This is a genomic window from Rhizobium sp. CFBP 13726 (assembly GCF_014841925.1).
Classification (GTDB): Bacteria; Pseudomonadota; Alphaproteobacteria; order Rhizobiales; family Rhizobiaceae; genus Neorhizobium; species Neorhizobium soli.
The window spans coordinates 242,037-256,046 of the sequence record NZ_JACYUU010000001.1 but is presented as its reverse complement, the minus strand read 5'-3'; the positions used below and the strand labels follow the sequence as shown (position 1 = coordinate 256,046).

General features: G+C 60.7%; 11 protein-coding genes. 10 read left to right on the top strand and 1 reads right to left on the bottom strand.

Annotated elements, in window-relative coordinates:
- Nucleotides 1-12: 12 nt before the first annotated feature.
- Nucleotides 13-996, bottom strand: coding sequence for a glycosyltransferase (locus IFT66_RS01160; protein ID WP_192076568.1), 984 nt, complete (start codon nucleotides 994-996; stop codon nucleotides 13-15).
- A 247-nt stretch (nucleotides 997-1,243) separates the two neighbouring features.
- Here IFT66_RS01160 and IFT66_RS01155 point away from each other — a divergent pair, with 247 nt between their 5' ends.
- The 10 genes from IFT66_RS01155 to rfbG all read left to right on the top strand — a co-directional run bounded on the left by IFT66_RS01155 (nucleotide 1,244) and on the right by rfbG (nucleotide 13,999).
- A complete protein-coding gene (locus IFT66_RS01155) occupies nucleotides 1,244-3,136 on the top strand; it encodes an ABC transporter ATP-binding protein (protein ID WP_192076567.1) in 1,893 nt (630 codons plus the stop codon).
- On the top strand, nucleotides 3,133-5,052 hold the full coding sequence (locus tag IFT66_RS01150; RefSeq protein WP_249406322.1) for an ABC transporter substrate-binding protein: 1,920 nt from the start codon (nucleotides 3,133-3,135) through the stop codon (nucleotides 5,050-5,052). The genes IFT66_RS01155 and IFT66_RS01150 overlap by 4 nt, the downstream gene beginning before the upstream one ends.
- Nucleotides 5,052-6,050 (top strand): ABC transporter permease, encoded by a 999-nt coding sequence (locus tag IFT66_RS01145; protein ID WP_062453560.1) that lies wholly within the window; start codon nucleotides 5,052-5,054, stop codon nucleotides 6,048-6,050. The genes IFT66_RS01150 and IFT66_RS01145 overlap by 1 nt, the downstream gene beginning before the upstream one ends.
- Complete coding sequence (locus tag IFT66_RS01140) at nucleotides 6,047-7,225, top strand: ABC transporter permease (protein WP_192076566.1); 1,179 nt, start codon at nucleotides 6,047-6,049, stop codon at nucleotides 7,223-7,225. The genes IFT66_RS01145 and IFT66_RS01140 overlap by 4 nt, the downstream gene beginning before the upstream one ends.
- A gap of 57 nt (nucleotides 7,226-7,282) precedes the next feature.
- The gene (locus tag IFT66_RS01135; RefSeq protein ID WP_192076565.1) at nucleotides 7,283-8,488 is read left to right on the top strand and encodes a glycosyltransferase family protein; all 1,206 of its coding nucleotides are present in this window, start codon (nucleotides 7,283-7,285) and stop codon (nucleotides 8,486-8,488) included.
- Nucleotides 8,489-8,574: 86 nt separating this feature from the next.
- Nucleotides 8,575-9,825 (top strand): glycosyltransferase, encoded by a 1,251-nt coding sequence (locus IFT66_RS01130; RefSeq protein WP_192076564.1) that lies wholly within the window; start codon nucleotides 8,575-8,577, stop codon nucleotides 9,823-9,825.
- Nucleotides 9,822-11,018, top strand: coding sequence for a glycosyltransferase family protein (locus IFT66_RS01125; protein WP_192076563.1), 1,197 nt, complete (start codon nucleotides 9,822-9,824; stop codon nucleotides 11,016-11,018). Before IFT66_RS01130 ends, IFT66_RS01125 begins: the two co-directional genes overlap by 4 nt.
- Before the next feature lie 37 nt (nucleotides 11,019-11,055).
- On the top strand, nucleotides 11,056-11,913 hold the full coding sequence (locus IFT66_RS01120; RefSeq protein WP_062579504.1) for an ABC transporter permease: 858 nt from the start codon (nucleotides 11,056-11,058) through the stop codon (nucleotides 11,911-11,913).
- A gap of 227 nt (nucleotides 11,914-12,140) precedes the next feature.
- Entirely contained in the window at nucleotides 12,141-12,914 is a 774-nt protein-coding gene (gene rfbF, locus IFT66_RS01115) for a glucose-1-phosphate cytidylyltransferase (protein WP_062579502.1), read from the top strand.
- On the top strand, nucleotides 12,911-13,999 hold the full coding sequence (rfbG, locus tag IFT66_RS01110) for a CDP-glucose 4,6-dehydratase (protein WP_156461809.1): 1,089 nt from the start codon (nucleotides 12,911-12,913) through the stop codon (nucleotides 13,997-13,999). The genes rfbF and rfbG overlap by 4 nt, the downstream gene beginning before the upstream one ends.
- The last annotated feature ends 11 nt before the right edge of the window (nucleotides 14,000-14,010 follow it).

The window sequence follows — 14,010 nt, the reverse complement described above, 5'->3', positions numbered from 1 at the left end:
GCGCTCGTCCGGCTACCAGCTCTTCCAGGCGACCAGCAGGCCTTCTCCTGACGCAAACGCGTCCGCGCAGGCTTTCTCGACTTCTGCAATCGGTGCGCCGCGCTTTAGCGAGGCGGCGACGAGGCCGAAGGGGGCGAGAAACACATTGGTCTGGCGAAACAGCATGGTCATGATCAGCGGACCCGTCGACCACCAGGCGGGCGCCTGCGGCAGAGCCGCCATCACGTCCGGAAACACCTCGAGCATCTTTGCAAATGCGGGATGGCCGGGCGGTGTGGCGATGAAGGAATTGGCAAGAAGAAGGCTCCCCGCCCCGACATCGCGCGCCACATCCTCGGCGATGGCACCGAGACCGATCAGCGGCAGGAGATCGCCAAAACCGATATCCTCGCGGGTCGGATACCAGTCGCAGTCGAGATAGATGCCGCCATGCTCCAGCAGAATGGCATAACGCGCGACATCGACGGCACCGGGATAATCGCCGTCTGCGAGCATCGCGAGATAGGCGGGATGGCTTGCGATACCAAGCTGTTCGAGATCCGCCTCGCGCCACAGCCGGTATTCGAAGCCGGTCGCCTTTGCATGGCTTTCCCAGCGCGCGACGGCTGGCGGCAGCGGCAGCGTGCCGATCCAGATCTGGTGAATGATGCGCGGCACCGGCTTTCGCCCAAGCTCTGCCATCAACCGTTTCTCGTCTGCATCGAAGGTGATGAACGGCGCCATCACGGCGGGATCGGGGACGAGGCCGTGCTGCAGACCGACGCGGCCGATTGCGTCGCCCTCCGCTTTGGCAAGCTTCAGCCATGCGGAGTGAAGCTTGCGCGGCATTCCGAGAGCCGTGCGCTCGCCAAGAACGTCTGTCGTCATCACCGTTTCGTCGGCGGAAAGTGATGTCAGCGCCGCCTGCGCCTCCTCCAGTTTTCCGGCCTCGATCAGGGCACGGGCATCGGTGATCTTGCGCTTATAGGTTTTCTGGTCAGACTTTTCGGCTGTCACGTGTAATTTCACCTCGCTGTCACGCAACGCTCCTAGGGGATATGCGTTTAACACTCGAATTTCTCGATCTCCGCCAAGAGGTCAGGCTTATTGGCGCAGATGTCAACCGACATGCAGGGGGGCGCATGATAGGGACGATCGGCAGCGGGGTTGCTGCAATGGACAGGTGCACGAGCGTGCGCTACCGTGTTTTGCAATCGATCAATCTTACCTCTCTGCTCCAATCTCCGGGAGCCGGACTTCATTGATGAACCCACCGAAGGAAGTTCTCCGCATCGAAGGATTGAACGTGTCGTTCCCCGTCTGGGGCGGGGCGATCCAGGCGGTTCGAAATCTCAACATGCGGATACGCCCGGGCCAGGTCACGGCACTGGTGGGCGAAAGCGGTTCCGGCAAGTCGGCTCTCGGCCGCGCGATCATGGGGATCGAGACCGACGTCGCCAAGATTTCCGGGCGCGCGGTGTTCGACGATCCAGCGACCGGCCAGTCCGTCGATCTGATTGCGCTGCCCCGCGACGGGCGGCAGATCCGCGCGATCCGCGGCAGCCGCATCGGCATGATCTTTCAGGAACCGATGACCTCGTTCTCGCCGATCCACACGGTCGGCAACCAGATCGAGGAAAGCCTGAAAATCCATACGGCGATGTCGCCTGCCGAGCGGCGCGAGGCGAGTGAGGAGACGCTGTCTCTCGTCGGTTTCGACAATCCTGCCCGCGTGTTCGACATGTATCCGTTCGAGCTTTCCGGCGGCATGCGCCAGCGTGCGATGATCGCGATGGCTCTGGTCTGTCGCCCGGCGCTTCTGATCGCCGACGAGCCGACGACGGCGCTCGATGTGACGATCCAGGCGCAGATCCTCAAGCTGCTGCAGGAGTTGCAGGCCAAGCTCGGCATGGCGATGCTCCTGATCACCCACGATCTCGGTGTCGTTGCATCGATGGCCGATGAAGTGGTGGTGGTCTATCGCGGCGAGGTCATGGAGGCTGGCTCCGCCTCGGACATTTTCCGCAATCCGCAGCATCCCTACACGAAGGGGCTGATGGCAGCGGTGCCGGATTTCGACAGGCCACGCGAGGAACGCCTGAAGCCGCTGCGGGAAATCAAGGTGGATACGGTCGGCCTGATGGGACGGCGCAAAAGCGAGAAGGTCCTCCCCGAGATACTGCTGTCGGTCAACCACGTCACCAAGAGCTTCGTCACCAAGAAGGGTGCAGGCTTCGGTTTCGGGGCAAAGCCCGAGCGCACGGTGGCGGTCAACGATGTCAGCTTCGAGATCCGCCGCGGCGAGACGCTCGGGCTCGTGGGCGAAAGCGGCTGCGGCAAGACCACGCTCAGCAAGATCCTGATGCGCGGACTGTCGGTCGATCATGGCAGTGTCGTCTATAACGGCGAAAACGGTCCGGTCGACGTGCTCAACTGCGAAGGCGAAGTGCTGGACGATCTGCGCACCCGTCTGCAGATGGTGTTCCAGGATCCGGTCTCATCACTTTCGCCGCGCATGCCGGTTCGCAGCATCATTCGCGAACCGCTCGACATCCATGACCGCGGCCCGCTCGCCAAGCGGCAGGAAGCGGTGCGCCGGCTGATCCATGCGGTGGGCATGCCCGAAAGCGCGTTGATGCGCTATCCGCATTCGTTTTCCGGTGGCCAGCGCCAGCGCATTGGGATCGCGCGGGCGCTTGCTCTCGGGCCGGATCTGGTGATCTGCGACGAACCGGTTTCGGCGCTCGACGTGTCGATCCAGGCGCAGGTGCTGAACCTGATGAAGGACCTGAAGTCCGAACTCGGGCTGACCTATCTGTTCATCTCGCACAATCTGGCTGTCGTGAACTACATGGCAGACCGGGTGGCGGTGATGTATGCGGGGCGGATCGTGGAGATCGGCCCCTGCGAAACGATCATGCGGGCACCTGTTCATCCCTATACGAAGAAACTGCTGGCCGCCGTGCCTCTGCCGAGCCTCGACCACAAACTGGATTTCGAGACGATCGGCACGCCGACGGCATCGGCCATGAAGATCTGGGGCAAGCAGTTCCTCGACGAGAAGGATAGCGACCAGCTGACCCATGTGGATCTCGGCGGCGGGCATCTGGTTCTTGCCCGCACCAATGTCGATGCGCGGGAGCTTGTGGCAGGATGACGATTTCCAGACGGCATATGCTGGCCCTGTTGGGCTCGGTCGCGGGTGCAACCGCAATCCCGGCGCGGGTGTTTGCGGCCTTTAGCCAGTCCGACTATCTGGCGCAGATCCCGACCGAGACGCCGCTGCCTCCCATCGAGGAGCGTCTGCCGAAGACGCCGCGCGTCCTCAACCTTGCAGAGCGCGGGCTCAAGCCCGGACGTTACGGCGGTTCGATGCGGATGCTGATCGGCGGCCAGCGCGACATCCGCTTCATGCCGATCAACTGTTACGCCCGGCTGGTGGGATATAATTCCGACCTGAAGCTGGAAGCCGATATTCTGGAAGCCTACGAGGTCGAGAACGACCGCGTCTTCACCTTCCGCTTACGCGAAGGCCATAAATGGTCGGACGGGAGCCCGTTCACGGCCGATGATTTCCGCTATGTCTGGGATGATGTCTTTCACGAGAAGAAGCTCGCCAAGGGCGGACCGCCGGCCGGGCTGATGATCAACGGCAAGCCCCCGCGGTTCGAGGTGATCGATGCGCGCACCGTGCGCTACAGCTGGGACGATCCGAACCCCGATTTCCTCGCCGACCAGGCCTCGCCTTCGCCGATCCGGCTGATGTTCCCTGCTGCCTACATGAAGCAGTTCCATATGCGCTACCAGACGAAGGAGCTGCTGGCACAGCATATCGCCCGCGAACGGGTGGACGACTGGGCGGCGCTGCACCAGAAGATGTCGCGCGTGGTGCGGCCGGAAAACCCGAACCTGCCGACGCTGGATGCCTGGCGCAACCGCACGGCGCCGCCGGCCGAGCGCTTCGTGTTCGAGCGCAACCCCTATTACTACCGCGTCGACGAAAACGGCCTGCAGCTTCCCTATATCGACAAGGTGATGCTGGACGTCTCCTCCGCGGACCTGATCGCCGCCAAGACCGGCACCGGCGAGAGCGACCTGCAGGTGACCAACCTCGATTTTGCCGATTACACGTTCCTGAAGAATGCCGAGCAGCGCTACCCGTTGAAGGTGGATCTGTGGAAGCGGACGCAAGGATCGCGCATGGCGCTGTTTCCCAACCTCAACTGCAAGGATGAAGGCTGGCGCAACCTCTTCCGCGACGTGCGCTTCCGGCGTGCGATGTCTCTTGCGATCAATCGCGGCGAGATCAACAAGGCGGTGTTCTATGGTCTTGCGACCGAGAGCTCCAATTCGATCCTACCCGACAGCCCGCTGTTCAAGCCGGAATACCAGAAGGCTTGGGCGGCGTTCGATCCTGATCAGGCGAACCGGCTGCTCGACGAGATCGGTCTTGCCATGGATGATAGTGAGGGCATGCGCCGCCTGCCCGATGGCAGGCTGGCGAAGATCATCATCGAGATCACCGGCGAAAGCACGTTCGAGACCGATGCCTTGGAACTGATCGGCGACCAGCTGCTGCAGGTCGGCATCAAGATCTACCCGCATGTGGCCCAGCGTGAGCTTCTGCGCCGGCGGGTGAAGGGTGGCGATGCGATCATGTCGGTCGGCGGCGGCCTCGACAATGGCGTTCCGACAGCCGACATGGCGCCGAAGGAACTGGCACCGACCAGCGACGACCAGCTGCAATGGTCGATCTGGGGCCTGCATGCGCTTTCCGGCGGCAGCGATGGCAAGGCGCCTGATCTTCCCGAGGCAAAGGCGCTACTGGACCTTTACAGTGAATGGCGCAAGGCCGAGGGTTTCGACCAGCGGACGGATGTCTGGCACAAGATGCTGACGCTGTTTACCGACCAGGTCTTTACGATCGGCATCGTCAACGCCACGCTGCAGCCCGTCGTGCAATCGTCCAAGCTGCAAAACGTGCCGTCGAAGGCGCTCTATGGTTTCGACCCCACATCCTATCTCGGCGTCTATCTGCCGGATGCATTCTGGTATGACGAGGAAACTGCCTGATGTTCCGCTACATTATCTGGCGCATCCTCGTGATGATCCCGACGCTGGTCCTGATCTCGATGCTGATCTTCACGATCATCGAGCTGCCGCCGGGCGACTATTTCGAAAGCTATGTCGAACAGCTGAAGGCGATGGGCGAAAAGGCCGATCTTCAGGAGATCGAAGACCTGCGTGCCCGTTACGGTTTCGATCAGCCCGAGCCGATCCGCTACCTCAACTGGGTCGCCGGCATGATGACCGGTGATTTCGGCTATTCGTTCGAATACCGTATGCCTGTCACGGACGTGGTCGGTGACCGGGTGTGGCTGACGATCCTGGTGTCTACCCTGACCATCATCATCACCTGGGTTCTTGCCTTCCCGATCGGTGTCTATTCGGCCACGCACCAGTATAGCTGGGGTGATTACGGGCTGACGCTTCTTGGCCTGATCGGTCTTGCGGTTCCGAATTTCGTGCTGGCCCTCGTTCTCATGTATCTCGCCAACATCTATTTCGGCACGTCGATCGGCCATCTGATGGACGCGCAGTACATGTCGGAATCGATGAGCTGGGCGAAGTTCAAGTCGATCCTCGAGCATATCTGGATCCCCGTACTGATCATCGGCACCGCCGGGACGGCCGGCATGGTACGCCGGCTGCGGGCCAACCTTCTGGATGAACTGCACAAGCAGTATGTGATGACGGCGCGTGCCAAGGGCCTGCATCCGTTCAAGGTTCTGACCAAGTATCCGCTGCGGATGTCGCTCAACTTCTTCATCTCCGATATCGGCTCGATTCTCCCCTCGATCATTTCAGGGGCTGAAATCACCGCGGTGGTGCTTTCGCTCGAGACCACCGGCCCGATGCTGATCCGCGCCCTTCAGAGCCAGGACATGTATCTTGCCGGCTCGTTCCTGATGTTCCTCAGCTTCCTCACTGTTATCGGCGTGCTGATTTCAGACATTGCGCTTGCGATGTTCGACCCGCGAATCAGGCTTCGCGGCGGGAGAACCAAATGACGGTGATCGACAGCAGCGATGCGGGCAAGCTGCCGCATTACGTCCGCGAGGGGGCGTTCGACCCTTACGAGATCGAGCGCGATGCCGATGGCGGCGCGCTGAAGGTTCACGAGGCATCGCAGCTGCAGCTGATGTGGTGGCGCTTCAAGCGGCATCGGCTGGCGCTGATCTCCGGCATCCTTCTCCTCATCGCCTATCTGATGATCGTGGTCGTCGAGTTCCTGGCGCCCTACAAGGTGCATACCCGCAATATCGATTTCATCTACGCGCCGCCGCAATCGGTGTATCTGTTCCACGAGGGCAACTTCGTCGGTCCTTTCGTCTATGGCCAGAAGATGGACCTGGACATGACGACGCTGCGGCGGAACTATTCCGACGACACGGCCGATGTGCAAAAGCTGCGCTTTCTCTGCCAGGGCGATCCCTACCGGTTCTGGGGCGTGGTGGAGATGAGCACGCATCTGGTTTGCCCGGCTGAAGGCGGCCAGTTCCACCTGCTCGGCACCGACCGTCTCGGCCGCGACATGCTGTCGCGCATTCTCTACGGCGCACGGATTTCGCTGACGATCGGCCTGCTTGGCGTCGCCACAAGCTTCATCCTCGGTATCGTTATCGGCGGCATCGCCGGCTATTGGGGCGGCTGGTTCGACACGGTGACCCAGCGCATCATCGAGGTGCTGCAGTCGATCCCCAGCATTCCGCTGTGGCTGGCGCTTGCCGCCGTCATGCCGGCCGACTGGAGCCCGCTCGTCATCTATCTCGGCATCACCTTCATCCTCGGTCTGCTCGACTGGACAGGGCTTGCGCGCGCGGTGCGCTCAAAACTCCTGTCGCTGCGCGAAGAGGATTACGTGCTTGCCGCACAGCTGATGGGCGCCGGCAGCACGCGCATCATCGGACGGCACCTCATCCCTGGTTTCATGTCGCATCTGATCGCCAGCGCGACGCTGACAATTCCGGGCATGATCCTTGGCGAGACGACGCTGAGCTTCCTCGGCCTCGGTCTTCGCCCGCCGATCACAAGCTGGGGCGTTCTTCTCACAGAAGCGCGAAGCGTCAGCGCTATCGCACTTTATCCTTGGCTGCTGCTGCCGGTCGTGCCAGTGATATTCGTCATACTTGCCTTCAATTTCCTCGGTGATGGTCTTAGAGATGCGGCAGATCCATATAAATAGTGACTGCTGCGGCACGCCGCGTTGTCAGACACATCGTTGCCGGTAGGAGTTTCGGGCATGCCGCGACATCTGAATAATGCCCGCATTCTCATGTACAGCCATGACACGTTCGGGCTTGGCCACCTGCGCCGTTGCCGCACCATCGCTCATTCGCTGGTGGAGAATTACCGCGGCGTGCAGGTGCTGATCATTTCCGGTGCGACGATTGCCGGTGCCTTCGATTATCGCGCCCGGGTGGATTTCGTGAAGATCCCCAGCGTGATCAAGCTGCACAACGGCGATTACACGTCGATGGACCAGCATATCGACCTGGCCGAGACGCTGAAGATGCGCCATTCCAGCATTCGCCATACCGCCGAAAGCTTCGAGCCCGATATTTTTATCGTCGACAAGGAGCCGCTTGGCCTTCGCGGCGAAGTGGAGGACACGCTGGTTTATCTGAAGACCAAAGGCACACGGCTGGTGCTCGGTCTTCGCGATGTGATGGACGCGCCGCATCTGCTGAAAGCCGAATGGGAGCGCCACGATACGCTGCGCAAGATCGGCCAGCTCTATGACGACGTGTGGGTCTATGGCCCGCCGGAGTTTCATGATCCGCTCGAAGGGCTGGATGCGCCGGCATCCGTGCGCAAGAAGATGCATTTCGTCGGCTTCCTGCAGCGCAAGGTGACCTCCGGTGCCGTGCCGGAAACCGATGCGGACGAGGACTACCTGCTGGTGACGACCGGTGGCGGCGGCGATGGCGCAGACCTGGTGCGCGACGTGATCGCAGCCTATCAGGCCGATCCGGCGCTGACCTACAAGACGGTGATCGTGCTTGGGCCCTACATGCCGGCCGAGCAGCGCGCCGTCTTTACCGAAGCCTGCAAGGACGATCCGCGCCTTGAGGTGATCGAGTTCGACAACCGCATGGAAGACCGGATCGCCGGCGCCAAGGCGGTAATCGCCATGGGCGGCTACAACACCTATTGCGAGATCCTGTCGTTCGACAAGCCGGCGCTGATCGTGCCGCGCACGCAGCCGCGCGAGGAACAGCTGATCCGTGCAACACGCGGCGCGGAACTCGGTCTCGTCGACATGCTGTCTGCCGACGACAGTGCCGATGCCACGAAATTTGCAGCCGCGATCAAGGCGCTGTGGGAGCGCGACCCGCCCTCGGTGACGGCACCCGGCCTGCAGATGGAAGGCCTGCCGCATATCGGCGAGATTGTCGAAGGCTGGATGAAGAACAAGGGACGCCACCTTGCGATTGCGCAAGGGTAAGACGCCCTCTCTCGACCTGACGCAGTGCCGCCGCCAAACGGCCCGGGTGCAGACCCGCTGCGCATTTCTGCTGGAACTGCTTTGACATGACCAACAAGACCATCGTCGTGCTGCTGAAAGGTTATCCGCGGCTATCGGAAACGTTTATCGCCCAGGAACTGCTGGGGCTGGAACGCGCAGGCTTTACCCTGAAGCTGGTGGCCATGCGCCGCCCGACCGACAAGAAGCGGCATCCCGTGCATGACGAGATCAAGGCGCCGGTCAGCTACCTGCCGGAATACCTGCATGAGGAGCCGGTGCGGGTGGCTAAGGCGCTCATGAAGGTCGTGACGCTGCCGGGTTTCGGCTCGGCGCTCAAGGCGTTTTTCCGCGACCTGCCGCGGGACTTTTCCCGCAACCGTTTCCGGCGTTTCGGCCAGGCTACGGTTCTGGTTGCCGAATGGCCTGATGATGCCGGCTGGCTGCATGTGCATTTCATCCACACGCCGGCAGCCGTTGCCCGCTACGCAAGCCGCATGAGCGGCATTCCCTTTACCGTTTCGGCACATGCCAAGGATATCTGGACCTCCGAACCCTGGGATCTCTCCGACAAGCTTGATGAGGCCGACTGGACGGTAACCTGCACCAAGGCGGGCCATGAGCGGCTGCAGAGCCTTTCCTCCCGCGACAACGTGCATCTGAGCTATCATGGGCTGGATCTCGACCGGTTCCCGCATTTTGCAGGTACCCGCCCTGCCCGCGACGGGCGCGATCCGGATGATCCCGTCCGGATCGTCAGCGTCGGCCGGGCGGTGAAGAAGAAGGGCTATGATACGCTTCTGAGGGCACTGGCGCTGCTTCCCAAAGAGCTTGCCTGGCGCTTTACCCATATCGGCGGCGGCGATGAGCTTTCTCCCCTGAAGGCACTTGCCGAAGACCTTTCGATCGCATCCCGCATCACCTGGAAGGGTGCGCTGGACCAGCGCGAGGTGCTCGACCATTACCGCGACAGCGACCTTTTCTCGCTCGCCTGCCGGATCACCGCCGACGGCGATCGCGACGGCCTGCCCAACGTGATGGTGGAGGCCGCAAGCCAGAACCTTGCCGTGGTGGCGACCAATATTTCAGGCATTACCGAACTTTTCGTCGATGGCGAAAACGGACTGCTGGTTGCGCCGGAAGATCCCGTGGCACTGGCGGCAGCGCTTGAAAAAGCGATCCGCGAGCCTGCACTTCGCCAACGCCTGGGTCAGGCTGCCGAGGCAAAGGTGCGCCACGACTTCGACCACCATGCCAGCATTGCCGACCTCAAGCGGCTATTCACGCAAAGTTTTGCGAGCCGGGAGGCCCATCGATGAACAACGATCCCTCAATCGGCAAAGGTAGGCGCGTCCTCTTCTACGTGCAGCATCTACTGGGCATCGGTCACATCGTTCGGGCCAGCCGCGTGGCATCGGCCCTGCAGAGCGCCGGGTTCGATGTGACGCTGGTGACGGGCGGCACGCCGGTGAAGGGCTTTCCGCCTGAAGGCATGGCGCATGTGCAACTGCCGCCCGTGGTCGCCTCCAACAGTGGATTTTCGGCACTTGCGGATGCGGTGACCGGCGAGCCTGTCGACGAGGCTTTCCAGGCCCGCCGCACCGGCCTGCTGCTCGATCTTTTTCACGACCTGAAGCCTGACGTGGTTATCACCGAAGCGTTTCCCTTCGGTCGCCGGCAGATGCGGTTCGAACTGCTGCCGCTGCTGGACGCGATCAGGTCTGCTGAAACAAAGCCGCTGCTTCTCGCCTCCGTGCGCGACATTCTGCAGGAAAACCGCAAGTCCGGCCGCGACGACGAGACGATTGCCCTGATGCGCGACCATTTCGACGGCGTGCTGGTGCATGGCGATACGGGCTTCGTGAAGCTTGAGGAGACGTTTCGCAGGGCGTCGGAATTTGCGGGCAAGATCCATTATACCGGCCTCGTCGCACCCAACACGCCCACCCCCTCGCCCGACCGGTTCGACGTGCTGGTATCCGCCGGCGGCGGCGCCGTCGGTGCGGGGCTGATCGGCGCGGCCCTGGAAGCCGAGCGCATTCTCAACGACGGCCGCAGCTGGTGCGTCATCACCGGGCCCAATCTTCCCGCGGAGGATTTCGACCGTATTTCGGCAGAGGCCGGCTCCCGCGTGACGGTCATCCGTTTCCGCCCCGACTTCCCGTCGCTTCTGGCAAATGCCCAAATCTCTGTCTCGCAGGCCGGCTACAACACCGTCTGCGACCTCTTCCGAACCACCTGCCGGCCAGTCCTCATCCCGTTCGCGACCGGCGGCGAGACTGAGCAGACTGTGCGCGCCGAAAAGCTCAAAGCGCTCGGACTTGCGCAAGTGGTGGACGAGGCATCGCTGACCGGCCAACCACTGGCAGAGGCCATCCAAAAGGCGAGCGAGGTCACGGGCTTTCGGGAACTGCCGTTTTCTCTGGATGGTGCGGAGAGGTCGGCGGAGATTGTGGCGGGGATGCTGGATGGGCGTGGCGAATTAGACAAGCGTCCGGAAACGATGACCTGATTGCATTTTCATGCGAAATGTGGTTTGAGGCGAGCCAATGTCGGCGGTCGAGAGGTATGCGATGCAGGCACAGACCGAAGATCGATTTCTTTTTGCTCTAAAAAACCAGATCAATGCGATCGGTTCACTGATCCTACTCGAAGCTCATTTGCGGTTCGGCCGCAGGTCGCTTGGGTTTTACGAGGATCTGGCTAGTATCGCTATTCACGTTGCTGGCTTCACGCTCCTTCGCTACATCTCCGGCATGGGCAGCCACTACGGCATGGCTGCAATCCCGTTCATGACGGTCGGAATCTTCGTCTTTTGGATGTTGCGTACCAATCTCAATCTGGCATCAGCTTTCAAGTCTGCCAAAGGCCGATACCGCGTCAATGCCCGCGTAACCCAATTAGACGTGCTGATTGCAAGGACCGTCATCAGCACGATTTTGTACCTATGCATCGGCTTTGCCACCTTCTACATCTACGTGTATCTCGGCATCGGTCCTATGCTCGCAAGGCCTTGGATGGTTGCGCTTATTCTGGCGATTTCTGCATTATGGGGCTTTGGATGCGGCCTTATACTGGGTGGCGTTTTTCTTTATTTTCCCGTTCTCCGGACCATCTGGGGCGGGATGATGCGCGTTTTGATGTATACGAGCGGCCTGATGTTCATCTGGGCTGAAGTGCCCTACTCATTCCGGTTCGTCGTCGAATACAACCCGCTTTTCCATATGGCCGAACTCTCGCGACAGTTCTACTTCGGCACCTACATTTCCCCGGTTGCGAGCTGGCGCTTCATATTCTTCACAGTCATCGTCACGCTGGCACTTGGCCTGGCAATGGAACGGATTTGCCGCGAAAAGGCTCTAAATGCTCCCAACCGGAACGAGACTGCGGACGAGGAGCTGTTTTAACGTGCTTCGAGTTCCGATTTACATATGGGTGTAGCAAATCAATGGCTTGACTCCGAAGCGGTCCCATTGGAATCAAGCTGGGTCTGGTTTCCCGGAGAAAGAATGCCAAGCGTTGAAACTTTAGGATCGCGCATCGGCTTACCAGTCGCCGCACCATTGCCGTATGCGCCGCTTGATGGCTTTGACTGAATCGGTCTAGAAAGACCGCTTGTTATAGAGGAACGAATATGAAGGCCATAATCCTTGCAGGGGGACTCGGTACTCGCCTGAGTGAAGAGACCTCGTTGAAGCCCAAGCCGATGGTGGAAATCGGTGGGCGGCCGATACTTTGGCACGTGATGAAAATCTATGCGGCACACGGCGTGACGGATTTCGTCATCTGCTGCGGCTACAAAGGCTACGTCATCAAGGAATACTTTGCCAACTACGCCCTTCATAACTCCGACATGACCATCGATCTTTCAAGCGGAGAGATGACATTCCATCGTCGCTGGGCAGAGCCTTGGCGTGTGACGCTGGTCGATACCGGCGAGGAATCAATGACCGGCGGTCGGCTTCTGCGCGTAGCCGAACATGTACGGGACGAAGAGGCTTTCTTCTTCACGTACGGCGACGGTTTGGGCGATGTCGACATCACTGCGAGTCTCGCATTCCATAAGCAGCATGGGCGACTTGCTACTCTTACCTCATCGTATCCGCCCGGTCGGTTCGGTGCGCTTGGCATCCACGACGGCGTGATCACAAACTTCGAGGAAAAGCCACGCGGCGACGGTTCAATGATCAACGGCGGTTTTTTCGTGCTATCGCCCAAGGTCATAGATCGCATCGTTGACGACAGCACAACCTGGGAGCAGGAGCCACTGCGCGGTCTTGCCAGAGACGGCGAGTTGATGGCGTTTGAACATCGGGGCTTCTGGCAGCCAATGGACACGCTTCGCGACAAGCATCTGCTCGAAGGTCTCTGGGCCTCTGGCAAGGCACCATGGAAGGTATGGGCATGACAGTTCCAGCGGAACACGAGCGCGCAGAATGGTGGCGCGGCAAGCGGGTTTTCGTAACTGGACATACCGGTTTCAAGGGTGCTTGGCTTTCATTGTGGCTTAGTCGTTGGGGTGCAGAAGTGACTGGGATGTCGCTCGCACCACCGACAGAGCCCAGCCTTTTCTACGAGGCGAATATCGGCGAACGGATTACCTCGCATATCGGCGACATACGCGATGCCGAACTGGTCAAGCGGCTGATGGCGGAAGCGCAGCCGGAAATCGTGTTGCATCTGGCCGCGCAAGCGCTTGTGCGGCAGTCCTACAGCAACCCGGCGGAAACCTACGCAACCAACGTGATGGGTACGGTCCACGTGCTTGAAGCCGTACGCGCGACACCGTCGGTCAAGTCGGTCGTCGCGGTAACCAGCGACAAGTGCTACGAAAATCGCGAGTGGCCTTGGGGATATCGCGAAAACGACCCAATGGGCGGCCACGATCCGTATAGCAGCAGTAAAGGCGCCTGCGAGCTCGTAATCGCGTCATGGCGGAACTCGTTCTTCAATCGGCCAGAATCTCCGCGGGTCGCGTCCGTTCGTGCCGGCAATGTTATCGGCGGTGGCGACTGGGCAGATGACCGATTGATCCCCGACATTCTCCGTGCATTCGAGGAGAGCCGGCCGGTCGTCATCCGTAATCCTAGCGCGACCCGGCCTTGGCAACATGTGCTCGAGCCGATAGGAGCCTATCTTCGCATTGCCGAGCACCTGTACGAGGATGGCAGCGACTGGGCAGAAGGCTGGAATTTCGCTTGCGACGCCGACGACATCCGTCCGGTAGGATACATCGTTGATCGCATGGTCTCGCTTTACGGAGGAGACGCGCGTTGGGAGCTGGACAAGAACGCACAGGTGCACGAAGCACATGCACTGTCGTTGGATTGTTCAAAAGCTCGCCAGCGTCTCGGCTGGCGACCGACATGGCGACTGGACCGCACGCTTGAGCGGATCGTGGACTGGTCGCAGCGCCGGCTCGCCGGAGAACATGTCGGCTCGCTCAGCGAAGCCGAGATCGATCTGTTCCTCTCCGACATGGCCGCCCGTTGATGATTTGCTGC